This window comes from Nocardia sp. Marseille-Q1738 (assembly GCF_965283145.1).
Genome location: NZ_CBDIMS010000004.1, coordinates 307,159 through 329,373, shown reverse-complemented (window position 1 = coordinate 329,373; position 22,215 = coordinate 307,159). Strand labels below are relative to the sequence as shown.

At 67.8% G+C, this 22,215-nt stretch carries 19 protein-coding genes and 1 pseudogene; 14 read left to right on the top strand and 6 right to left on the bottom strand.

The features are described 5' to 3' along the window. Positions 1–40: 40 nt before the first annotated feature. The 12 genes from ACWPXK_RS18210 to lpdA are packed head-to-tail and all read left to right on the top strand — an operon-like array spanning position 41 to position 11,271. Complete coding sequence (locus tag ACWPXK_RS18210) at positions 41–892, top strand: fumarylacetoacetate hydrolase family protein (RefSeq protein WP_454197324.1); 852 nt, start codon at positions 41–43, stop codon at positions 890–892. Position 893: 1 nt separating this feature from the next. Then, on the top strand, positions 894–1,556 hold the full coding sequence (locus tag ACWPXK_RS18205) for a class II aldolase/adducin family protein (RefSeq protein ID WP_454197323.1): 663 nt from the start codon (positions 894–896) through the stop codon (positions 1,554–1,556). Then, positions 1,553–2,446: a VOC family protein gene (locus ACWPXK_RS18200; protein WP_454197322.1), complete on the top strand. Its 894-nt coding sequence runs from the start codon at positions 1,553–1,555 to the stop codon at positions 2,444–2,446. The genes ACWPXK_RS18205 and ACWPXK_RS18200 overlap by 4 nt, the downstream gene beginning before the upstream one ends. Continuing rightward, on the top strand, positions 2,443–3,270 hold the full coding sequence (locus ACWPXK_RS18195; RefSeq protein WP_454197321.1) for a 2-keto-4-pentenoate hydratase: 828 nt from the start codon (positions 2,443–2,445) through the stop codon (positions 3,268–3,270). Before ACWPXK_RS18200 ends, ACWPXK_RS18195 begins: the two co-directional genes overlap by 4 nt. Continuing rightward, positions 3,267–4,052: a 2-keto-4-pentenoate hydratase gene (locus ACWPXK_RS18190; RefSeq protein ID WP_454197320.1), complete on the top strand. Its 786-nt coding sequence runs from the start codon at positions 3,267–3,269 to the stop codon at positions 4,050–4,052. Before ACWPXK_RS18195 ends, ACWPXK_RS18190 begins: the two co-directional genes overlap by 4 nt. Position 4,053: 1 nt before the next feature. Continuing rightward, a complete protein-coding gene (locus ACWPXK_RS18185) occupies positions 4,054–4,266 on the top strand; it encodes a tautomerase family protein (protein ID WP_454197319.1) in 213 nt (70 codons plus the stop codon). A 1-nt stretch (position 4,267) separates the two neighbouring features. Then, complete coding sequence (locus ACWPXK_RS18180) at positions 4,268–5,713, top strand: aldehyde dehydrogenase (protein ID WP_454197318.1); 1,446 nt, start codon at positions 4,268–4,270, stop codon at positions 5,711–5,713. After that, entirely contained in the window at positions 5,710–6,483 is a 774-nt protein-coding gene (locus ACWPXK_RS18175; protein ID WP_454197317.1) for an SDR family NAD(P)-dependent oxidoreductase, read from the top strand. The genes ACWPXK_RS18180 and ACWPXK_RS18175 overlap by 4 nt, the downstream gene beginning before the upstream one ends. 43 nt (positions 6,484–6,526) lie before the next feature. After that, the gene (locus ACWPXK_RS18170) at positions 6,527–7,624 is read left to right on the top strand and encodes a thiamine pyrophosphate-dependent dehydrogenase E1 component subunit alpha (protein WP_454197316.1); all 1,098 of its coding nucleotides are present in this window, start codon (positions 6,527–6,529) and stop codon (positions 7,622–7,624) included. Beyond that, positions 7,621–8,604: an alpha-ketoacid dehydrogenase subunit beta gene (locus tag ACWPXK_RS18165; protein WP_454197315.1), complete on the top strand. Its 984-nt coding sequence runs from the start codon at positions 7,621–7,623 to the stop codon at positions 8,602–8,604. The genes ACWPXK_RS18170 and ACWPXK_RS18165 overlap by 4 nt, the downstream gene beginning before the upstream one ends. Before the next feature lie 13 nt (positions 8,605–8,617). Next, positions 8,618–9,853: a dihydrolipoamide acetyltransferase family protein gene (locus tag ACWPXK_RS18160; protein WP_454197314.1), complete on the top strand. Its 1,236-nt coding sequence runs from the start codon at positions 8,618–8,620 to the stop codon at positions 9,851–9,853. Continuing rightward, positions 9,853–11,271 carry a dihydrolipoyl dehydrogenase gene (lpdA, locus tag ACWPXK_RS18155; protein WP_454197313.1) on the top strand — a complete coding sequence of 473 codons (1,419 nt, stop codon included), beginning with the start codon at positions 9,853–9,855 and terminating at the stop codon, positions 11,269–11,271. The genes ACWPXK_RS18160 and lpdA overlap by 1 nt, the downstream gene beginning before the upstream one ends. 10 nt (positions 11,272–11,281) lie before the next feature. Here lpdA and ACWPXK_RS18150 read toward each other — a convergent pair whose 3' ends face one another. The 3 genes from ACWPXK_RS18150 to ACWPXK_RS18140 form a co-directional block, all read right to left on the bottom strand. Beyond that, positions 11,282–11,689 (bottom strand): winged helix-turn-helix transcriptional regulator, encoded by a 408-nt coding sequence (locus ACWPXK_RS18150; RefSeq protein ID WP_454197575.1) that lies wholly within the window; start codon positions 11,687–11,689, stop codon positions 11,282–11,284. Positions 11,690–11,923: 234 nt separating this feature from the next. Beyond that, positions 11,924–13,759: an acyl-CoA dehydrogenase gene (locus ACWPXK_RS18145; protein ID WP_454197312.1), complete on the bottom strand. Its 1,836-nt coding sequence runs from the start codon at positions 13,757–13,759 to the stop codon at positions 11,924–11,926. Positions 13,760–13,978: 219 nt separating this feature from the next. Then, positions 13,979–15,208, bottom strand: a complete 1,230-nt coding sequence (locus ACWPXK_RS18140) for a TetR/AcrR family transcriptional regulator (protein ID WP_454197311.1) — start codon at positions 15,206–15,208, stop codon at positions 13,979–13,981. A 150-nt stretch (positions 15,209–15,358) separates the two neighbouring features. Between ACWPXK_RS18140 and ACWPXK_RS18135 the strand changes: the two genes are divergently transcribed. Further along, positions 15,359–18,343 carry a tetratricopeptide repeat protein gene (locus ACWPXK_RS18135; protein WP_454197310.1) on the top strand — a complete coding sequence of 995 codons (2,985 nt, stop codon included), beginning with the start codon at positions 15,359–15,361 and terminating at the stop codon, positions 18,341–18,343. 93 nt (positions 18,344–18,436) lie between these two features. After that, complete coding sequence (locus ACWPXK_RS18130) at positions 18,437–19,270, top strand: alpha/beta fold hydrolase (RefSeq protein ID WP_454197309.1); 834 nt, start codon at positions 18,437–18,439, stop codon at positions 19,268–19,270. 607 nt (positions 19,271–19,877) lie between these two features. Here the strand turns inward: ACWPXK_RS18130 and ACWPXK_RS18125 are convergent. The 3 genes and pseudogenes from ACWPXK_RS18125 to ACWPXK_RS18115 form a co-directional block, all read right to left on the bottom strand. Next, positions 19,878–20,525 (bottom strand): acyl-CoA-like ligand-binding transcription factor, encoded by a 648-nt coding sequence (locus ACWPXK_RS18125; RefSeq protein WP_454197308.1) that lies wholly within the window; start codon positions 20,523–20,525, stop codon positions 19,878–19,880. Continuing rightward, on the bottom strand, positions 20,522–21,496 hold the full coding sequence (locus tag ACWPXK_RS18120; protein WP_454197307.1) for an amidohydrolase family protein: 975 nt from the start codon (positions 21,494–21,496) through the stop codon (positions 20,522–20,524). Before ACWPXK_RS18120 ends, ACWPXK_RS18125 begins: the two co-directional genes overlap by 4 nt. A 106-nt stretch (positions 21,497–21,602) precedes the next feature. Then, a pseudogene (locus ACWPXK_RS18115) lies at positions 21,603–22,127 on the bottom strand (Tn3 family transposase); the annotation flags it as partial. Positions 22,128–22,215 lie beyond the last annotated feature (88 nt).

Genomic DNA, 22,215 nt, shown 5'->3' with positions numbered 1-22,215 from the left:
AGTGGCGCGGCCGGATGGTTCAGTGGTGCCTGTCGCGGCGGTGCTCGGCGCCGACGCCCCGCCCACAGCGGCAGCGCTGCTCGCCGTGTTACCGAAGACGCGGGAGCGTCTCACCGCCGCGCTGGCGGCCGTCGACCACGACCCGGACCGCGCCCTCCAACGGGGGAGCCTGCTTGCGGCGGACGAGGTTACGTTGCACGCGCCGCTGGGCGAGCGCACGCTTTTGCTCTGCACGGGGGGCAACTTCCGTTCGCATCTGGCGGAAATGGGGGAGCAGCCCCCGGAACGGATTCCGTGGGCGATCAAGAGCCCGAACGCGGTTGTCGGCACCGGCGAACCGCTCGTCTTGCCAGCCGGTGCGCCGCACATGGTGGACTTCGAAGGCGAACTCGCCATCGTGTTCGGCCGGCCAGCCCATGCCGTGTCCGCCGCTGACGCCATGGCCTATATCGGCGGTTATACCATCCTCAACGATGTGTCCGACCGCAGTTCGCTGCGCGAGATCGGTGCCGCGCGCACCCCGGCGGAGGGCCGCTGGGCCTGGGTGAACATGTTGGCGGGCAAGCAGTATCCGTCATTCTCCCCGCTGGGCCCGGCGATTCTCACCGCGGACGAAGTGCCGGATCCCGCCGATCTGCGACTGAGCACGACGCTGAATGGCGTTGTGATGCAGGATGCTTCGCTGGCCGAACTCGCCGTCGACATCCCGCACCTTGTCGAGCAGCTTTCCGCACAGTTCAGCTTCCTGCCGGGGGACATCGTCACCACCGGTACCCCGGCCGGCGTAGGTGTTGCCCGGACTCCGCCGGTCTTCCTGCGTCCGGGCGACACCATCACTGTCGAAGTCGGCGGCATCGGCGCGCTGACCAACCCCGTCATCGGCGGTGTCTGACATGACCACCGACCAGATACGCGCTGCGCTGATGACCGGCGGACGGGCGCTCGCCGCGCACGGGCTGGTGACGGCGTTCGGGCACCTGTCCTGCCGCAGTGGTGCCGGCCGGATGCTCATTACGCCGCCGCTCCCGCTCGGGTATCTGGACCCAGCGGACTTGTTCACGGAATTGGCCATCGACGCAACGGAACTACCAGCGGGTGCGCCCAAGGAGGCATGGCTGCACATGGTTATCGCGCGCGAGCGGCCCGATGTCACGGCGATCTGCCGCGCGCAGCCGCCCATTGCTACCGCGCTCACCGCCGCAGGCCACCGCATCGAGCCAGTGCACGGACAGGGCGCACTGCTCGGCCCGTCGGTGCCGGTAATAGACGACGCCTTGCTGGTGCGGGACGTGCAGCGCGGTGATCAGGTGGCACAGCGGCTTGGGGAGGGACGAGCCGCTGTGCTGCGGGGGAATGGCGCGGTCACCGTCGGCGGCTCGGTCGGCGAGGCGGTCGCGCTGATGTGGCTGCTCGAGGCATCAGCGGCGCTGAACCAGGCCGCGCTCGCCGTGGGCGAACGCCGGCCGCTGTCACAACAGGAGCAAGCCGCCTGGCTCGCCGCAGGCCCGGAATTGTCGGCCCGAATCTGGGCCTGGCTGCAAAGGAGCAGCTCATGATCGAACTCGATGACATCGCCTATGTCCGGTCGGGCGCGGCCGATCTCGATACCGCCGTGCGTTTCGCCACCGACATCGTTGGGATGGAGCTGATCGCGGGTGACGTGGACACCGCGTATCTCCGGGTGGACCAGCGGCATCATTGTCTGTGCCTGGTGCGCGGCGAATCGGGCGTGCTCGCATCGGCATTCGCGGTGCGGGATGAGTCCGCACTGGCCGCCGCCGCGGACGAGTTGACGGCCGCCGGCCTGGACGTGCAATGGGGATCAGCCGAGGAGGCAGCCGCCCGTAAGGTGCGGAAGTTCATCGCCTTTGACGATCCGTTCGGCAACCGCATCGAACTCGTGGCCGGGCAGATCCAGGTGCACCGGCCGGTGCGCTTCACCCGTCCGGCCGGCATCACGGAATTCGGGCATCTGTGTCTGGACGCGCCCGATGTGGCGGCGGCGTACGCGTTTTGGTCCAGCCACTTCAACGTCCGGGCCTCGGACTGGATCGGGCAGGCCGCGTGCCTGATGCGGATCGACCCGGTGCACCACAAGCTCGCCGTGTTCCAGGGTGACGGGCCTGGACTGTGCCACATCAACTTCCAAGTCGCCTCGATCGACGACGTCATGCGCAGCTGGCATTTTCTGGAACGCAATGGAGTGGAGATCACCATGGGGCCCGGACGGCACCCGCAATCCACTGCGATCTTCCTATATTTCCAGGGCCCAGAGGGGTTCAGCTACGAGTACTCCTACGGCGTGCGCCGCATAGAAGACGAGCAGTCCTGGCGGCCGAGGTATTTCGATCCCTCCGAACCGGACGCGATCGACCTATGGGAAGGCACCGTGCGCCGGACCACTACCCAGCGACAGCTGGACCACCATCAGGAGAAGGCCGAATGATGCGCAGCGCCGACCAGCAGTACGCAGCGGAGGTGCTTTTGTCCGCCTATCGCAGCCGGATCGCGGTGGCGCCGCTGACCGACGGCCATCCGGGGATGAGCGTGGCCGACGCCTACGGAGTGCAACTGGCGCAGCTCGAGGCATGGCAGGCTGCGGGCGCGCGGGTCGCCGGGCACAAGATCGGGCTGACGTCCCTTGCGATTCGTCAGCAGCTCGGCGTCTTCGAGCCCGACTACGGCCATCTGCTGGACTCCATGTTCTTCCCGGAACACACCCCGATCCCGGCAGATCAGTTCCTGCAACCCCGGATCGAACCGGAACTCGCGTTCGTCTTGCGCAAACCATTGCGGGGACCGGGCGTCACCGCCGCCGAGGCGTTGACTGCCGTCGACTTCGTGCTGCCCGCGCTCGAGATCATCGACTCCCGGATCGCGGACTGGCGGATCACGCTCGCCGACACCATTGCCGACAATGCCTCATCGGGTGCGGTGGTGCTCGGTAGCAAGCCCACCGCACTATCGGCGGTGGATCTACGATTGACCGGCTGCACGCTGCATCACAATGGCGCACTCGCGGCCACCGGTGCGGGTGGCGCCGTCCTGGGGTCGCCGGTCAATTCGCTGGTGTGGCTGGCGAACACGCTTGCCGGTCGCGGCGTCGAACTCGAGGCCGGACAGGTCGTGTTGTCGGGTGCCCTCACAGCGGCGGCGGCAGCAGCCCCCGGCGACACCTTCACCGCGAACTTCGGCGGCATCGGCTCCGTGACAGCGACCTTCGCTTCCACCAAGGCAAAGCGAACTGCTGACGAAGGAGCGCGAGAATGAAAGCACCCTGGACCGTAGACCGCGCGGCGGACCTTCTCCTGGACGCGGAGGATACGCGCGGCGAACGGGGGCGCCTCACCGCGGAATGGTCTGCCCTGGACCTCGACACCGCCTATCAGGTGCAAGATAAGCTATTGGCGCGCAAGCAGACTCGCGGTGAGCAGGTTGTCGGCATCAAGCTCGGGCTGACCTCGCGCGCCAAACAGCAGCGGATGTCGGTCGATTCGCCGCTGACCGCGTGGCTCACCGACGCGATGGCGCTGCCCGCCGGCGACGCAGTGCCGGTCGGCGCATTGATTCATCCCCGCGTCGAACCCGAAATCGTTCTTGTTCTCGGCGAGTCGCTGCGCGGGCCCGGAGTGACCGCCGCGCAGGCGATGGCCGCCGTGCGCACGGTCTGCGCCGGTGCGGAGATCATCGACAGCAGATACTCCGATTACTCTTTCGCCCTGCCCGACGTCGTCGCCGACAACGCCTCCGCCGCTCGCTTCGTGCTAGGACCGGTGCATCGCCGGCCGGACGGACTCGACTTGACGCTGGAAGCGGCCCTGGTCGAGGTGGGCGGCGAGATCGTCGACTCGGCCACCGGCGCGGCGGTGCAGGGCCACCCGGGCGAGGCGCTCGCCCTGGCGGCAAACTCGCTGGGTCGTCGCGGAATAACGCTCGAAGCCGGCTGGATCGTGCTGACCGGCGGGATGACCGATGCCGTGCCCATCGGCGCCGACGGGCACGTGAGCCTCCATTTCACGTCGCTGGGTTCGATAGCGCTGCGGGGAGCCTGACATGCCGATTATCGATGTGAGCATCGCGGCGGGCCGCCCGCCGGAGCAGCTCCGCGCATTGATCCGCGAGTTGCACGCGGCCGCGCGCCGGTCGCTCAACGCGGCGGACGGCAGCATCCGCGTGATCGTCCGTGAAGTACCGGCTACGCATTGGGCCGCAGGCGACGTGACACTCGCCGAAAGGGCCACCGACGAGTCCCCGAAAGCAGGATGAGATGGACTTCTTTCCACATGTGATCGATGGGGTAGAGGCCGCGTCTCTCGACGGCGCAACCTTCGACACCATCGATCCCTATCTGCGCCAGCCGTGGGCGGAGGTGGCGCTCGGTTCCGCGGACGACGCCGACCGCGCCGTCACCGCCGCACGCCGGGCGTTCGACGAAGGCCCGTGGCCACGTATGGGATTCGCTGAGCGCGGCGCGATACTGCATCGTCTCGCCGACGCGGTCGAGGCACACGCCGCGGAGCTGGCGGGCGCCGACACCCGCGACATGGGCAAGCCGATCCGGCAGGGCCGCGACCACGACGTGCTGCGCTCGGCCGCCAACTTCCGGTTCTTCGCCGACCACGCGCGGCTGGCGGTGGCCGACGTGCTGCCCTCCGATACCGGGCATCACAGCTACACGCGGTTCGAGCCCGCCGGAGTCGTCGCCGCGATCGCGCCCTGGAACTTCCCGCTCATGCTGGAGACCTGGAAGATCGCGCCCGCGCTCGCCTGGGGCAACACGGTCGTGCTCAAGCCCGCTGAGGGCACCCCGGCGTCCGCGACCCTGCTGGCCCGGCTGGCCACCGAAGCCGGGATGCCGCCCGGCGTGCTGAACGTGCTGCACGGCTACGGACCCGCATCGGCGGGCGAGGCCCTGACCCGCCACCGGGGCGTGGACCGGATCACCTTCACCGGCGACTCCCGCACCGGGCGCACCATCGCCGCCGTCGCGGCGGCCAATCTCGTTCCGGTCAGCCTCGAGCTCGGAGGCAAGGGCGCCAACGTGGTCTTCGCGGACGCAGACTTGGAGGCCGCCGTCGAGTGGTCGATCCGCGCGGCGTTCACCAACACCGGACAGGTGTGTCTGGCGGGTAGCCGGCTTTACGTGCAGCGGCCCATTTTCGAGGCGTTCCGGTCGGCATTCGCCGCCGCCGCGGAAGCGATGACGCTCGGTGATCCGGGGGAGGAGTCCACCGAGATCGGCCCGCTGGCATCGGCGGAACACTTCCGCAAGGTCAGCTCCTACCTGGCCGCCGTCGAGCAGCATGGGGGCCGCATCGTGACCGGCGGGCTGGAGGAGGGCTGGTTCATCCGGCCTACCGTGCTCGAAAACCTCAGCGCCTCAGCGCCACAGCAGCGAGAGGAAATCTTCGGTCCGGTCGTCACGCTCACCCCGTTCGACACCGAGGACGAGGTGGTGAGATCGGCCAACGACACCCCCTACGGCCTGAACGCGGTGTTGTTCACCGAGAACCTGTCGCGCGCGCACCGCGTGGCCGGGCGGCTGAAAGCGGGCACGGTGTGGGTGAACTGCTTCTTCGTGCGCGACCTGCGCGCGCCATTCGGCGGGGTCGGCGACTCGGGAATCGGGCGCGAAGGAGGCAACTTCAGCCGCGAATTCTTCACCGAGCCCAAGGCTGTCGTCATGCGCATCGCCACCGGAGACGCGTCATGATCGCCCCGAACGCGCTCGCGGGCCGCTGCGCAATCGTCACCGGATCCAGCTCCGGGATCGGCAAGGCCATCGCGACCCGGCTCGCCGCTGCGGGCGCCCGGATCGTGGTCAACTCGCGCGACCAGACCCGCGCCACGGCCACGGCCGCCAAACTCGTTGCGGCGGGCCACGAGGCGGTAGGCGTCGGAGCCGATGTCAGCACGGCGGACGGCGCGCAGCGGCTCATAGACGTAGCTGCCGACGCCTACGGGAGCGTGGACATCCTGGTGAACAATGCCGGAATCCCACTGGTGCGCAAAGCGGACGAGATCTCGGCGGGGGAATGGGGCCAGCTGATCGCCACCAACCTCACCGGCCCGTTCCTTTGCGCACAGGCGGCCGCGCGGGTCATGCTGCCGCAGCGGCGCGGTGTCATCGTGAACGTTTCATCGATCCTCGGTGCCACCTCGATCCCCGGCCGCAGCGCCTACTCCACCGCCAAGCATGGGCTGGACGGGCTCACCCAAGCGCTGGCGGTCGAATGGGCCGATCGCGGGGTGCGGGTGGTGTCGGTGAATCCCGGCTACGTCGCCACCGGCCTGGTACGCGAAACAATGGCCGCCGGTGGCTATTCCGCCGCCGACATCGTCCGCCGCACCCCGCTCGGCCGGCTCGCCGAACCCGAGGAGATCGCGGAGGTCGTCGCTTTCCTCGCCTCGCCCGCCGCCGCGTACATCACCGGAATCCAGCTTCCGGTCGACGGCGGCTGGCTCGCCTACGGCGGCTGGTAATGGCTGCCCGATACCAACCCGACACTTCACAAGGCGGTGGCCGATGACCGGCACAGACCCGCAGTTCTCCGCTGAACACGGTGCGGCGCAACCCCATCGTGTTCTCGCGCCGGACGGCAAACTCTATCCGGATGCCGTTCCCACGCTCGGCGACGAGCAGATCCGCGCTGCCCTGGAACTGATGCTGTTCTCCAGAGCCTTTGACGACAAGGGATTCAGCTTGCAGCGCCAGGGCCGCTTCGGCACGTTCTCGCCGGTGCGCGGCCAGGAGGCCTCCGTTGTCGGTTCCGCGCTCGCTCTTTCGCCCGATCAGGACTGGATCGTGCCGCAATACCGCGAGTTTCCCGCTCTGATCCGGCATGGACTGCCGCTGGAGAACTTCATGCTGACCTTTCTCGGCGATCCCCGTGGCGGAGCCATCCCGCCGGATGTCCGGATACTACCGATTCAGATCGGGCTCGCCGCCCAGCTTCCGCAGGCGGTCGGGCTGGCGTGGGGTTTGCGCAGGCAGGGCCTGGATGGCGTGGTACTCGCCTACATCGGTGACGGCGGCTCGTCCGAAGGCGACTTCCACGAAGCGTGCAACCTGGCCGGCGTGCTGGGGGCGCCGATCGTGTTCCTTCTCCAGAACAATGGCTGGGCCATCTCGACGCCCCGTGCCGGCCAATCCGCCGCCGTCACGCTCGCCGCACGGGCCGTTGGCTACGGCTTTCCCGGCACGCTGGTCGATGGTAACGACCTGCTCGCGGTGCATGCCGTCGTCAGCGCCGCCGTCGAGCGGGCGCGCTCCGGCAACGGGCCGACCCTGGTGGAGTCGCTGACCTACCGGATCGGCGACCACAACACCGCCGATGACGCGGGCCGGTACCGCCCCGATACCGATCTGGAGCATTGGCGCCGGCTCGACCCGATCGCGCGGGTTGTCGCGCATCTGGAGGGGCGGGGGCTGTGGGATGCCGGGCGACAGGACCACGCCGTCGCGGCCGCCCGTGAGCGTATCGATGCGGCGGTCCGGACCGTGGAACAGTTGCCACCGCCGGGAATCGCCGCGCTGTTCGACAACGTCGCCGCTGACCCATCCACCCGCCAGCAGCGGCAGCGGGCCGAACTGATCGCCGCCGCACCGGAGGTGATCCGATGAGTGCCACGCGAATGACCATGCTGGAGGCCATCAACGACACGCTGCGCGGCGAAATGGCGCGCAACGAAAGAGTTGTGTTGCTCGGCCAGGACGTGGGCAGGCTGGGCGGTGTCTTCCGCGCCACGGAGGGACTGCTCGACGAGTTCGGGCCGGACCGGGTGACCGACATGCCGTTAGCCGAGGCATCCATCGTCGGCGCGGCGATCGGGCTGGCCGTCGCTGGGCTGGTGCCGGTAGCCGAGATCCAGTTCCTTGGGTTCAGCCATCAGGCCTTCCACCAGATCGGAGCGCAGCTGGCGCGGATGCGCTACCGCTCGCAGGGCCGCTTTCCGATGCCGGTGGTACTCCGCGCGCCATTCGGTGGCGGGGTGCGCACGCCCGAATTACATTCCGAGGCTTTGGAAGCGCAGTTCGTGCAGAGCCCAGGCTTGCAGGTCGTCATGCCCGCGACCCCGGCTGACGCGAAAGGGCTGTTGCAGACGGCGATCCGGCAGACCGATCCGGTGCTGTTCTGCGAGCCGCTGCGCGGCTACCGGCTGGTGGCCGGCGAGGTACCCGCAGGCGACGCGGAAGTGCCGTTCGGCAGGCTGCGGGTGGCCCGAGCCGGTGCGGACGTGACGATCGTCGCCTGGAGCGCCGCCGTTCAGGTGGCCGAGCGGGCCGCCGATGCGCTTGCCCAGGAGGGTATCTCGGCCACCGTGCTGGACTTGCGCACGCTCGTCCCGCTGGACGAGAACGGGCTGGCCGACGCGGTGGCCGCGACCGGGCGCTGCGTGGTCGTCCACGAAGCGCCCCGGAGCGCGGGCTTCGGCGCCGAGGTGATTGCGACCGTCAACGAGTTGGCCTTCTATTCGCTCCAGGCTCCACCCGCGCTGGTGTGCGCGCCCGATACTCCCTATCCGCCCAGCCGGATCGAGGATCTTTACCTGCCGTCGGTGCACCGCGTCGTCGCGGCGGCGAAAGCGGTGATGAAGGCATGAGAGCGAGGCAGTCATGAGCGAGTTGATCTTTACCCTCCCCGACGTCGGGGAGGGGCTGGCCGACGCCGAGATCATCGAGTGGCTCGTCGCCGTAGGCGATCACGTTCGGGCCGACCAGCCGGTGGTCACCATCGAAACGGCGAAGGCACAGGTCGAGCTGCCCGCGCCGGCAGACGGCACGCTCCGCTCGATCGCCGCCGACGCGGGAGAGGTTGTGCCGGTGGGTGAGCCGCTGTTCGTGCTCGACACGGCCGAACTGGACACCGCCGAATCCAGCACGACCGAACCGGACACCGGCGGGCCGGGCACAGCCGAACCCGGCCCTGGCGAATTCCGGGAAGCCGCACCCCTGCGGCGGGTGCTGGCCGCCCCGAGTACCCGGCGCCTCGGCGTCGAGCTGGGCGTGGACCTGGCCCGCATAACGGGAACCGGCCCGAACGGCCGGATCACCGACGCTGACGTGCGCGCTGCTGCCGAACCCGAGGTGCCGGAGCAGGATTCGACCCCCGTGGCGACATCGTCGGCTGCCGTCAGCGGCCCGCAGCCGGCCGGTGCCGGCACGCCGATCCCGTTGCGCGGACTGCGCAGGCAGATCGCCCGTGCCATGGATGCCGCGTGGAAAGTCCCACACGTCACCGAGTTTCGCCAGGTGGACGCGACCGCGCTGGAGGCGGCGCTGGCCGCGCTGCGGGCAGCGCATCCCGATCCCGACGTACGGTTGACGCCACTGCCATTGCTGGTGCGCGCGGTGCTGGTCGCCTTGCGCAGGCACCCGGCGCTCAACGCGACCCTCGACATGGTTGCCGAGCAGTACATACTGCATCCGCACCACCATGTGGGGCTCGCGGTGGCGACCGGCGAGGGCCTGATGGTGCCGGTGCTGCGTGACGCGGCACGCTACTCGATCGAGGGGCTCGCCCGGCAGATCGTCCAGCTGGCGGCCGGGGCACGGGCGCGCTCGCTGACCGTCGAACAGACCTCCGGTGCCACGATTACGATCAGCAACTTCGGCAGCTACGGAACCTGGCTCGGCACTCCACTGATCACCCCGCCGCAAGTGGCCATCGTGGGATTCGGGCGCATCGCCGAAGCGGTGGTCCCCGTCGACGGTGTTCCGGCGGTCCGCCGAGTGCTGCCGATCGCGGTCTCCGCCGATCACCGGCTCCTCGACGGCGACGCCCTCGGCGAGTTCGTCACCACCCTGGAACGGCTGATCGCCGCACCACTGGCATTGCTGGGAGAGTCCTGATGGTCGTCGGAGAGATACCGGTCGGAGTCGACTTACTGGTGGTCGGCGCCGGGCCGGGCGGCTACGCCGCCGCGCTGCGCGCGGCCCAGTTGGGCCGGGAGGTGACGCTCGTGGACGCCGACGGCGAAGACGGTGTCGGCGGAGTTTGCCTGCGGGTGGGCTGCATTCCGTCCAAGGCGCTGATCGAGCTGGCCGACACCCGCCACCGCGCCGCACGGTTTGCCACGGCCGGCTTGCCGGGCCTGACCACGGCCGGCCTGACCGTTGACCTGGCCGCGTTCCAGCAGCACAAAACGCGGATCGTGCGCGATCTCACCGATGGGATCCGGGGCCTGCTGCGGACGGCGGGCGTGCGGATCATCGGCGGCCGGCTCCGCTTCACCCGCCCCGACCAGGCCGTCGTGGAGACGACCTCCGGACAGGCGATGTTCCTGCAATTCCAGGACGTGATCATCGCGACCGGCTCCCGCCCGATCGCCGTCAGCGGCCTGCCCTACGACGGGGCGACGATCCTGGACAGCACCGGCGCGCTCGCCCTCGACGCCGTGCCCGGCACGGTCGCGGTCGTGGGAGCCGGATACGTCGGCATCGAATTGGGCACGGCACTAGCGAAATTGGGCGCGAGAGTCACCATCGTCGAACAGGCCGACCGGCTGCTGCCCGGCCTCGACAAGACGCTCGCGCGGCCGGTGCGCCGCGGACTGGCCGAACTCGGCGTCGAGCTGCTCACATCCGTTCGTGCGCAAGGATATTCGGACGGTGTACTGTCCGTGCGCCGGGGCGACGAGCAGCTCGACATCAAGGCGGACAAGGTGATCGTCGCGGTTGGACGGCGTCCCAACACCGACGACCTGGGGCTGGACCGGCTCGGTGTCACCGTCCGGGCGGACGGCCTGCTCGACGTCGGCCCTGACCGGCTGCTGCGGGCGCACGTCGCGGCGATCGGCGATATCACCCCGGGACCGGCCCTGGCACACAAGGCCTATGCCGAATCCGCCGTCGCGGCCGAAGCGCTGAGTGGGCGCCGGGTTGCCTTCGACCCCGCGGGGATTCCGGCGGTGGTGTTCTCCGATCCCGAATTGGGCACCGTAGGGCTCACCGGAGAGCAGGCCCGCGCCGACGGCATCGACATCTCCGTGACGACTGTGCCGCTGGCCGCCAATGGCCGCGCCGCCACGCTCGGCGCGGCGCATGGTCACGTCACGCTGGTCGTGGAACGTCCGAGCGGGCTGCTGATGGGCGTGCACGTCGCCGGGCCGCACGCATCCGAGGTCATCGCGGAAGCAACGCTGGCCATCGAAATGGGTTCGACCGCAGTGGATCTCGCGGAGACCATCCACGCGCACCCGACAATCGCCGAACACCTGGAGGAGGCCGCCCGCGCCGCTCTCGGCCGCCCGCTCAACTCAGCACGGTGACCGCTCAGCCTCAGTGTCCCCGGCCGGGCAGCTGTTCGTTGTCATACCGGGCCCGGGCCGATTGCACACTCTCCAGGTTGGCGTTGGACCATTTGACCAGCGCGGAGAATACGGGCGTCAGCGTACGCCCCAGTTCGCTGATCTCGTATTCGACCCGGGGCGGCATCTCGGGATAGTAAGTGCGCGTGATGAGTCCATCGCGCTCGAGCTGGCGCAACCGCAGGGTCAGCACCTTCGGCGTGACCGGGGCAAGGAGACTTTCGAGCTCGTTGAAACGGACTCGGCCATGATGGCGCAACACCCACAGAATCGGCGTGGTCCACCGGCTGAACACTAGCTCGACCACGGGAGTAATCGGACACGCCTGCTCGGCGTCCGCCTCCACCGACGGCGTTGCTTTGGTTTGTCCTCTGCCCATCGCCAGCACATCCCAAGTATAGTAACTATGGTTTTATACCATGTAGCATACCTGCTCTGCAGCGTCAAGTGGAAGCATGATTGGAGTGCTCCGGCGGCGGCAGGCGCAAAGACGCACCGTCGGTCAGAAACCCTGGCCACGGCCAGGTACCCCGCTGGCCGCGGCCAGTGGCGAGCCGGCCGCGGTCCGCGGTGACTGCCGGGGACGATTGCCCCGACGGATCAGGCACTGATGTCAGAACGCGGCTTCGTCGAGTTCCATGACACTGGTGTCGACATCGGAGATGACCGACCATTCGGCGCTGAGGTGCGGCAGGACGGTCTTGGCGAAGAAGGACGCGACCGCGACCTTGCCTTGGTAGAACGCCCGGTCCTGCTCATCGAGACCGGAATCGAGTGCGGCGAGAGCGATCTCGGCGGCGACGATCAGCCGCCACGCGACCAGCAGGTCGCCGACGGCGAGCAGGAACCGCACCGAGTTGAGCCCGATCTTGTACAGCTCGGTGGGTTGTTCCTGCGCGGCGAGCAGGTGCTGAGTGAACCGGCCTGCCATGTCCTGGACGTCTTCGAGCGCGGTGGCCAGCAGCACCTTCTCGGCCTTCAGGCGGCCGTTGCCGGTGGGGGAGTCCGCCGTCTCGCGGATCTTTCCGGCCACGTGGGCCAGCGCGACGCCGCGGTCGCGGGCGATCTTGCGGAAGAAGAAGTCCTGCGCCTGGATGGCGGTGGTGCCCTCGTACAGCGAGTCGATCTTCGCGTCCCGGATGTACTGCTCGATCGGGTAGTCCTGCAGGAAGCCGGAACCACCCAGGGTCTGCAGCGACTCGGTCAGGTACTGGTAGGCCCGCTCCGAACCGACGCCCTTCACGATCGGCAGCAGCAGGTCGTTGACGCGGGCGGCGAGCTCGGCGTCGGCACCCGAGATGTGCTGGGCCACCACGTCGTTCTGGTGTCCGGCGGTGTAGAGGTAGATCGCGCGCAAGCCTTCGGCATAGGCCTTCTGCATCATCAGCGACCGGCGCACGTCGGGGTGGTTGGTGATGGTCACCTTCGGTGCCGTCTTGTCCGCCATCCGCGTCAGGTCGCTGCCCTGCACGCGGGCCTTGGCGTATTCGAGCGCATTGAGGTAGCCGGTGGACAGCGTGGCGATGGCCTTGGTGCCCACCATCATGCGAGCTTCCTCGATCACATGGAACATCTGCGCGATGCCGTTGTGCACCTCGCCGACCAGCCAGCCCTTGGCCGGGATGCCGTGGCCGCCGAAGGTCAGCTCGCAAGTGGCCGAGGCCTTCAGGCCCATCTTGTGTTCGACGTTGGTGACGAAGGCGCCGTTGCGCTCACCGAGTTCACCGGTCTGGTGGTCGAAGTGGAACTTCGGCACGAAGAACAGCGACAGGCCCTTGGTGCCCGGTCCCGCGCCCTCGGGACGGGCCAGCACCAGGTGCATGATGTTCGGGAACAGGTCATCGGAGTCGGCGGAGGTGATGAACCGCTTCACGCCCTCGATGTGCCAGGAGCCGTCTTCCTGCTGGATCGCCTTGGTGCGGCCGGCGCCCACGTCGGAACCGGCGTCGGGCTCGGTGAGCACCATGGTGGCGCCCCAGCCGTGCTCAGCCATGAATTCGGCCCAGCGCTGCTGCTCCTCGGTGCCGAGACCGTGCACGATGTGGGCCATTATCGGACCGGTCAGGTACATGTAGGCCGCCGGCTGCGCGCCGAGGACGAACTCGGTGATCGCCCAGCTGACCATCGCGGGGGCCGGTACGCCGCCGATCGCCTCGGTCTTGCCGACACGCCACCAGTCGGCGTCGTACCAGGCGCGCACCGCCTTCTTGAACGATTCCGGCAGGCTCACCGAGTGGGTGGCGGGATCGAAAACCGGCGGGTGGCGATCGGTTTCGGCGTACGGTTCGGCGACCGGTCCTTCGGCCAGGCGCGCCGCCTCGGTCAGCATCGATCGCACGGTGTCGCCGTCCAGGTCACCGAATGCTCCTGATTGCAGGATGGCGTCGAGTCCGTACACCTCGAACAGGTTGAACTCGAGATCGCGCACGTTGCTCTTGTAATGGCTCACGGGCCAAATGCCTTTCGAGAAACCGGCCGCTATATCGGCGAGGGATGCGGTAGGGCGCACGCATAGGCGATCACCCACGGCACACTGTGCGGCACGGATGACTCGAACGCAATCTCATGTTAATGACCACTAAGTTAATGGTCGAACGTCCGATTGCATTCAATCCGCTGATAGCGCACGATTGGCCGAGATAAGTTAACGGCTACTAAGTGGCACATATCACTGTGCGGTAACTCGACCGCGGACCGGCGCCGATTCGATCCCCTCGCCGATCGCCACCAGAACGTCGACGAGATCGACCCGCCGCCGAAAGCGTGGATTGCGGACGGCATCGATGACCACGGTGACCACGGCGCGAATCAGCACGCGCGCGGCCGGAGGCGCCAACTCGGGCCGGACGGTCTGCAGCATGCGACCCCACTGGACGATGCAGTCCAGGCGCACCCGCCGATAGCGCTGCACCGCGTCGACGGGAAGATGCCTGGTCTCGCTGACGGTGATGGCCAGCAGATCGGGCTCATCGGCGCCCAACTGGGCGAAACTCCGCATGAGTGATCGCATGGACCCCTCGGCGCTGCCGCCCTCGGCGATCGCCCGGGCCAGCAGCAGGCGAAGCCATTCATCCTGCCGCTGGACGATCTGGTCCAGAAGCTCGGCTTTGCTGGAAAAGTGGTGGTACAACGCGGGCCCGGTGACACCCACCGCCGCGCCGATGTCCTCGATGCCGACGGCGGCATAGCCGCGGGTGCTGAACAGCCGAGCCGCCTCGGCGAGCATTCGCTCCGATCGCAGCGCCCGGTCGAGTTCCGTGTTGCCGGTGTCCGCACGCGCCGGTCGGGTCGGCGCCCGACCATCCGGATACTCGGGCAATGGTGTGGAGATCACGGCCGCGATGGCGGCGTCGAGCACCTCCGCGGCGGCGTGCGCGGGCAACTCGGCGCGGTGATACGACGGACTCACCGCGACCGACAGCACGCACCAGCTCAGCAGCTCGACGTCGGCGGTGCTCAGCTCCGGACGGCGCGCGCGGATCGTCTGCCGAAGGTATCGGGTGATCCGGGAGGCGCGGACCAGCACAGCTGACTTGTCGGCGGAGGTCAGGTTGCGGAACTCCAGCTGCCACAGCCTCGGCAGTCCGCGCAGTTCGAGCGCCACCCGCACCAGTTCGGCCAGGACCGCGGCACCGGACTTGTCGGCGCGGTACGCGGCATCCAGCCGGTTCAGGGTGTCGTCGAGCCCCACCAGCAGGCACTGTCCCAGCAGCTGCTGCTTGTTGCGGAAATGCCGGTACAGAGCCGTCGCGGAGATGCCGACCTTCGCCGCGATGTCGGCCATCGACGTCCCGTGATAGCCGCCGTGCGTGAAGGCGTCGACCGCGGCGTTCAGGATTATCGCCCGCCGGTTCGACGGTCTCGACTGTGGCCGTCTGCCGTTCCGCTTCGTACTCATCGCGCACAGTGTCGCGTATCGAGCGCTCGGCACCGACGTCGGCCGTTCGAGGCACGTGAATGCCCACCGTGGTTGTGGGTTGCTCAGGGTGTACGGCCGCACGGACCGCATCCGCTTGCGGCACGCGGGCGCGTAGCCGATAGTGTCCACATGGCCGAGCGGCTGGCGCTGGTGATCGGGACCGAATGCGAGCGGCTTCCACATCTGGGATTTCCCGCTGATCTCGCAGGGCGCCTCTACACCACGCTCACCGCCGACGGTCACTGGAGGCCCGTAGACGACGACGGGCCGCTGCTGAATCCCACTGCGGCACAATTGAAATCGACGGTCAAAGCGGCGTTCCGGTCGGCGGGAAAAGCGAACGCGACACTTCTGCTCGCCTTCGTGGGCCACGGTCTCACCGTCGACGACGACTTCTATCTGCTCGCACACGACTCACCGGGCGTGCCCACCGAGGACGAGCCGCTGGACTCCGACAACAGCATGAATCTGGTATCGGTGGTCAAGGAAAACTACACGAATTCCCGCGCCCTGGACGGGCTCATCGTTCTCGTCGACGCGTGCGAGGCAGGGGCGGGAGTCATCGGAGCGGGCCAACGCTGGCTGAACATTCTCGAACGGACCGACGGCCGAATGGAACTGCTCGTCGCCTCGGGAGCGGGCAGCGCGTACTCCGGATGTTTCACCCGAACCCTGTTGAGCACGTTCGACGCCGGACTCCCGAGCAGGGGAACGAATCTACTGTGTGGCGACATTCGCGACCCCATAGCGCATGCCTGCCCATTCCAAACGCCCCGGTACCTGTCGTTCAACGGCGCACAAGCCGATCCAGAGGACCGCGGACTCTGGCTGCTGCCGAACGTCGCACGCAACCGGGACGCCGTGCGGGGGCGGCCGGCCACGGGTCTCGTCGATCATCTGCTTCGCAAAGTGGTGGCGACCCCGGCCATCCTGGACACGATCACCACGATGGTCGAGTCCGGCGGCGACCGCCTGCAAGCACTGGCCGGACCGGCTGGGTCGGGCAAATCGACACTGCTGGCCTTGCTGATCCGGCCGGACACGGTGGCCGAATCCTTTTCGTTCACCGCGGATTTCGTCTCCGCGGCGGTCTTTCTCGAAGTCGCGAGCACCGTGGAGTCGATGTGCCGGGAGATCGTCGCGCAACTGAGCGTCCGGTTCGGCTCCGCATTCGACCAGGCTCGCCGCGCCGTGCTCGACGAACTCACCGATCGCGACCGGTTCGACGCGCTGGAGATCGAGCTCCTGCGTCCACTGCACAAGATGCCGCACACCAGACGAGTCCGCATCATCGTCGATGGGCTCGACCAGCCCGCACCCAGCGGCCGCGACGGTATCCTCACCGCGATCCACTCGCTGACCACGGACGACCGTCTCAGGCACGTCCGAGTTGTGATCGGAGTGCGTTCGGGCACCGGGGTCGAAGAGCGCGAAGAGCTCGCCCACGCGCATGTCTTTCCCATCGCGGCTCCCGGGATCGCGGAAATCCTGCGCGAGCTCAGCGGATCGGACGCCGAGATTCCGGCGGCGCTGTCGCTCGACGGGCAGGAGATCGCCGGACTGGGCGGGTGGCTGCTTCCCCGGCTCGTCGGAGAGATCGACTGGCGGAAGCCCGGTGCGGCGGCGGACGGAACCGACCTGAACTCGCTGGTTCGCTACCGGATCCGCACAACCCTCGACCGGCGGCCCGCGGCCCCGTCGGCCATCTCCGCTGTCGTGGGTCTGCTTGCCGCGGTCGGAGTCGGCCCCGTGGCACCGCTTCGGCTCCTCGCCGCGGCCATGACCGGGCTCGGCCACCGCGTCTCCTTGCCTTTGTTGCGCACCACCCTCGTCGACCTGGGCATCCTGGTCGCGCGCGGGCAGCCGGGACGAGACGACGAACGCATCGGACTGACCCACGAGGCATTCACCGGTCCGCTCGCCGCCGCGACGACGGAGACCCTCCCGCAGGTGGCCGCCCACGCCGCGCTGGCGGCGGCGCTCGGCGATCTCACTGGTCCGGACATCGACGATTACGCCTACACGGCCGCGCCACGACATCATCTGGCCGCCGGGCACCCCGAGCGCGCCATCGCCTTCCTGGATCACGTCGACAGTGGGCGGCGCGCACGCGACAACCGATTGTCCTGGTCCGGGTGGCACACCGCGTTCGAAGCCGCGCTCGCGCCGGACGACCCGCACCTGTTCACCGCGCGCGCACGGTTGGCCCGCTGGACCGGCGACGCAGGAGATCCACACGCCGCGCGGGATATGTACGCCGCACTCGTCGCGCGCTGCACCGAGGTGTTCGGACCGGATCATGCCCAGACCCTGGATTATCGTGTGCAGCTCGCCAATTGGATCGGCCAACTAGGTGAGCCGGAACGCGCGGTCGCGATGCTCACGGAACTGCTACCCCTGCAATCGTCCGTGAGCGACGCCGACGACCCGGCCGTACTGCGAATCCGAGCCGACCTCGGGTTCTGGACCGGCCAGACCGGGGACATCGCCGGTGCCAACCGCCGCTACGCGGAGTTCCTGCCCGATCTCGAACGCGTCCTCGGCTCCGAGCATCCCGACGTGCTGCGCTGCCGCGACCAGTACGCGCGCTTCCTCGGACTGTCCGGTGACCCAGTGCGGGCCAAGCAAGTACTGGATGATCTGGTGCCGCTCTGCCTGAGCGTGCTGGGGCCCGAACACAACGACACCCTGTGGGCGAGAGCCAATCAGGCCTGGTGGACCGGTGTAGCCGGTGACGCGGACGCCGCGGTGGCGCTATTCCGCGAGGTGGTTGCCGACCGCGAGGACATCTCCGGCGCCGAGCACCCCGCGACCCTGGTCACGACGAACAACCTGGCCTACTGGTACGGGATGAGTGGTCACCCGCAACCTGCGCGCGATCTGGCCGCACACCTGCTGGAAATCACCACCCGGCTGTACGGGGCCGACAATCCCGACACCTTGCTCGCCTTGGAGGGCCTGGCCAGATGGACCGGACACGCCGGAGATCCGGCGAGCGCGCGGGACCTCTACGCCGAGTTGGTCGTCCGTCGTGAACGCCGCCATGGCGCCGAGGATCCGGAGACCGCGAAAGCACGTGCGGAACTCGCGTTCTGGACAGCGAAAGCAGGATGAAAGGCACCCATTAGTCAATCATCACTGCCGCTTCTGGTACCGAGAAGCGGCAGGTCTTGGACTATTGTCGCCGTTACCGACACCCTGGAGGCCATGATCAGGACAACCAAGCGGGCAGCAGAATTCGACGTATCCGAGGGCGCCTTGGCGCACGGGCTCCCATACCTCGCGCTCGGGTCCGGCCGGCCCCTGCTGTTCTTGCGATGGTTCACGCCCGATCACGCCAATCCGACCGGCTGGATGCGCACGTCGGAGATCAAGACCCTGGCACCGCTCGCCCGCCGGTTCCGGGTCTACGCGGTGGGTCGCGCGCCGGGCATGGCGGTGGGAACCACCATGGCCGAGATCGCCGCCCAGCACGCCGAGGCGATCCGAGCCGAGTTCGGTTCCGCAGTCGACGTGCTCGGAGTCTCTTCCGGCGGCTCGGTGGCCTTGCAGCTCGCCGCCGATCACCCGGACGTGGTGCGGAAGCTCGTCATCGCCTCCTCGGGCGACACCCTGCCCACGGCCGCCAGACGAGCCCAGATGAGTTACGCGAACGCGATCGCGGCCGGACGCCGCGGGCTGCACCACACCGCACCGGTCATGGTGCGGTCCCGGACTCTGGCCCGCCTGACAGGCGCGGCCCTGTGGTTGGCGGACCCACTGGTCCGGCCCGAGAATCCGACCGACACGGTGGCATTCCTGCACGCTGAAGACTCGTTCGATGTCGGCGGCCGACTCGGCGAGATCACCGTGCCCACCTTGGTGGTCGGCGGCGACCGCGACGCCTTCTATCCCGTCGAGACCTTCCGCCGGACCGCGGACGGAATCCCGAACGCGCAGTTGACCATCTATCCCGGAATCGGCCACCTGGGCGTCGTCAAACAGAAACGATTCACCCAGGACATCGTCTCGTTCGTCAACGCCACCCATCCGCAACCCTGAGAACACCCACCCCGCATCGCCCGTCACCGTTCCGCGGCACCATCGCCGGGTACGGTTGTCCGGCTATCTTCGGTACTCGCGGTACATGGGCGCACTGATCACGACCCGGCCGCGGGTGGTTATCCGCCGGGTTCTGTGGCATCGGCGGACGAGACCGGCATACACGAGCGCGCGCGTGGATCGATCCGATAGACCTGCGCGTGTCCGCAACTCTCGCATGGTCAACGCCTGCGTCGCGGTCAGCGCCCCGAGAACCTTCGCCTGCGACTCGGGGTCCCCGTAGTATTCGCCGAATTTCGGGCGGATATGGCGTAGTCGCTGGTTAGCGGTGGTTGCCCGCCGGACCGATCAGACTGGTGAGTTCGCGCATGGCCTGTGGAGAGGGTTTGAAGTAGCGGCGCAGGTTCTCGGCCTTGCGGTGGCGGGACTTGGCCATCAGCTCCAGCAGACCGCCCGGCCGAGGCCGGGACTGCTGATGCGTCCCAGCCCTGTTCGCGGCACGCCGTTATCTGTGGTAACCGAGCTTTCTTGTCCGTGGTCGGCTTCGCTGCTGACCGGCGCGCGATCTCTCGAAAGGGCATGGACTGACCGATAGGACGATGAGGGCTCAGTCGGCCATATGGTGGTGTGCGTCGAGCTGGTCTGATCTGGTAGCTCGTTCGTGAGATTCCGTGGCTGGACAGGTCGTAACGACGGTCAGTCTGCTGAGCGTTTCGCCGAGCAGGGTGGTGAAGTCGGCCTGCGGATTGTCCTGTACCGCAAGGACGGCCGCGAAACCTGCTCCGACGATGGCACCAACGCTCGCGCGGACCGTTGGATCCTCGGGAGTGGTGCCGCTGCGGTCGGCCACGAGAGTGGCCATCACACGGCCGGCGTCGATGAGCTGGTCGAGCAGCATGGCCCGCAGGGGCGGTACCGACGTCATCAGCGCTATCCGTTCGCGCAGGTGGCGCCGCTCAGCGGGGGACAGCTCGGTGAAGGTGTCGCGCAGGGCTGTTCGCAGGGCCTCGAAGGAGCCGGATGCGGCTGGTTGTGCCTGGAACCGCGCGGCGAAGGAAAGGTCGAGATCGTCCCAGAGGACGACATCTTCCTTGGTGGGAAAATACCGGAAGAATGTCCGCTCGGAGACCTCCGCGGCGTCAGCGATCTGCTTGACCGTCGTGTTCCCGTATCCCTGTTCACCGAACAGGCGTAGTGCATGCTCCTGAATTGCCTTGCGCGTGCGCTGCTTCTTCTTCTCCCGGAGTCCGGTCACGATGGCAGTCTCAGCAGGTGTTCGGCGTTGCGGTAGGCGATTTTCTTCCGGTCGGGCCCACTGACCGGGAGCTGATCCAGGAATGATCGTGCGCGGTCCATCGAGCCGTAGGGATGGTCGGTGGCGAAGAGGATCCGGTCGGCGCCGACGTGCAGCAGCAGGTTCAGGAATGTGGGCGTCCAGTTGAATGCCGCGAACGTGTAGTGGAGGTTGGTCGTGAAGTACTCACCGACCGGGCGCTGCAGCTTCGCGACGTGGGACATGACGTGTTCGAATCGTGGCATCATGAACGACAGCCCCTCTCCCATGTGACCGATCACCACCTGGAGCCTGGGGAATCGGTCGAAAGCGCCACTGAGCACGATACGCAGTACATGGGTCGCAGTCTCGATGTGCCAACCCCACCCGCTGGTCGCGAACACCTCCGCCACCTCCTGCGGGTAGTTGCCGAGGTAGGACGCCTCGATCACAGGCCGCGGTGGTGGTGTCGGGTGCAGGTAGATCGGAACCCGCAGGGCTTCGGCCCGTTCCAGGATCGGCCAGAAGAACTCGTCATCCAGATAGCGGCCGCGGGTGTGGCCGTTGATCAGCGCCCCGACGAACCCGTGCTCACGCACCACACGCTCGAGTTCGTCGGCGGCGCGTTCGGGCGCGGCGGTGGGTAGCGCGGCGAACGCGGCGAACCGATCGGGGTGCCGCCGTACCACTTCGGCCACATGGTCGTTCGTGTCCCGAGCCAGCGGTACTGCCTCGCCGGCCTCCGACTGCTCGACCCCCGGCGCGGTCAACGACAGCACCTGCACGTCGATACCAGCCCGGTCCATCAAGGCGATCCGCTCGTCTCCGAAGTCCGCAAGCATGTCCAGAATCCGGCCGCCACCGGCCGCCCGTGCCTGCTCGGCCATCGCACGTCCGGGCCCCGACAGGAACGCTGAGGTCGCGAAATGCTCCTCGAGCGCAATGGTCCGCATCATCATCCCTCCAAAATGTCATAAGACCGGCATTTGTCAGTATGCTGCCATATTAGTGAAGGTTGCGCCACCAGCGAGAATCATGCGAGTTCACGAGCCGGGGTTCTCAGAACAGGGTGTCGCGGACGCGCAGCGGCCGATAGCCCGTCGGTCCGAGCTGGGCAAGCTCGGCGTCGATGTCGACTTCGATGGCGCCGAAGAAGTTGATGTTCTCGCTGTGAGCGGGGCTGATGTGGGCTAAGACCTCATCGTCGATGCGGCGACCCGACCGACGCATCTGCTCCACCGCGAGCCCGTAATACTCGGTGGTCCAGGCGATCACGGCGTTCGTGGCGAGTGTGAGACACCAGGCCTGTCCCTCCAGGTGCCGCGCCCGGATCATGCCCTCGTGCGCATGGAGCAGGTCCCGGCGCAGCGCGTGCAGGGATTCATCCTTGTCGAGCTGGCGGGAGAACTTGCGCCGATAGTCCGAATCCGACGGGTACTTCGCGGCGTAGATCGTGCGGCGCAGCGCCCCGTACTCCTTGAGCGCGCCCGCCAGAGCGTTCTGCCGCCCGGACGTCGACAGCTTGCCGACCAGCAGCGAGGCGGTGGCATGCCCGAACTTCAGTGATCCGGCCAGCCGCCGCAGCATCGTCGATCATGTCGGCGTACATCTCCGGGGTGTAGGTGAAGCCATCGGAGCCGACAATGTACTTCGAGCCGTCGATGTGGGATTC

Excerpts from the sequence above, each read along its gene's own strand:
- ACWPXK_RS18195 (WP_454197321.1), top strand. The coding sequence starts at position 2,443 with ATGATGCGCAGCGCCGACCAGCAGTACGCAGCGGAGGTGCTTTTGTCC.
- ACWPXK_RS18150 (WP_454197575.1), bottom strand. The coding sequence starts at position 11,689 with ATGGGCAGAGGACAAACCAAAGCAACGCCGTCGGTGGAGGCGGACGCC.
- ACWPXK_RS18185 (WP_454197319.1), top strand. The coding sequence starts at position 4,054 with ATGCCGATTATCGATGTGAGCATCGCGGCGGGCCGCCCGCCGGAGCAG.
- ACWPXK_RS18120 (WP_454197307.1), bottom strand. The coding sequence starts at position 21,496 with ATGCGGACCATTGCGCTCGAGGAGCATTTCGCGACCTCAGCGTTCCTG.
- ACWPXK_RS18175 (WP_454197317.1), top strand. The coding sequence starts at position 5,710 with ATGATCGCCCCGAACGCGCTCGCGGGCCGCTGCGCAATCGTCACCGGA.
- ACWPXK_RS18140 (WP_454197311.1), bottom strand. The coding sequence starts at position 15,208 with ATGAGTACGAAGCGGAACGGCAGACGGCCACAGTCGAGACCGTCGAAC.
- ACWPXK_RS18170 (WP_454197316.1), top strand. The coding sequence starts at position 6,527 with ATGACCGGCACAGACCCGCAGTTCTCCGCTGAACACGGTGCGGCGCAA.
- ACWPXK_RS18180 (WP_454197318.1), top strand. The coding sequence starts at position 4,268 with ATGGACTTCTTTCCACATGTGATCGATGGGGTAGAGGCCGCGTCTCTC.
- ACWPXK_RS18205 (WP_454197323.1), top strand. The coding sequence starts at position 894 with ATGACCACCGACCAGATACGCGCTGCGCTGATGACCGGCGGACGGGCG.
- ACWPXK_RS18190 (WP_454197320.1), top strand. The coding sequence starts at position 3,267 with ATGAAAGCACCCTGGACCGTAGACCGCGCGGCGGACCTTCTCCTGGAC.
- ACWPXK_RS18200 (WP_454197322.1), top strand. The coding sequence starts at position 1,553 with ATGATCGAACTCGATGACATCGCCTATGTCCGGTCGGGCGCGGCCGAT.
- ACWPXK_RS18165 (WP_454197315.1), top strand. The coding sequence starts at position 7,621 with ATGAGTGCCACGCGAATGACCATGCTGGAGGCCATCAACGACACGCTG.
- ACWPXK_RS18160 (WP_454197314.1), top strand. The coding sequence starts at position 8,618 with ATGAGCGAGTTGATCTTTACCCTCCCCGACGTCGGGGAGGGGCTGGCC.
- lpdA (WP_454197313.1), top strand. The coding sequence starts at position 9,853 with ATGGTCGTCGGAGAGATACCGGTCGGAGTCGACTTACTGGTGGTCGGC.
- ACWPXK_RS18135 (WP_454197310.1), top strand. The coding sequence starts at position 15,359 with ATGGCCGAGCGGCTGGCGCTGGTGATCGGGACCGAATGCGAGCGGCTT.
- ACWPXK_RS18130 (WP_454197309.1), top strand. The coding sequence starts at position 18,437 with ATGATCAGGACAACCAAGCGGGCAGCAGAATTCGACGTATCCGAGGGC.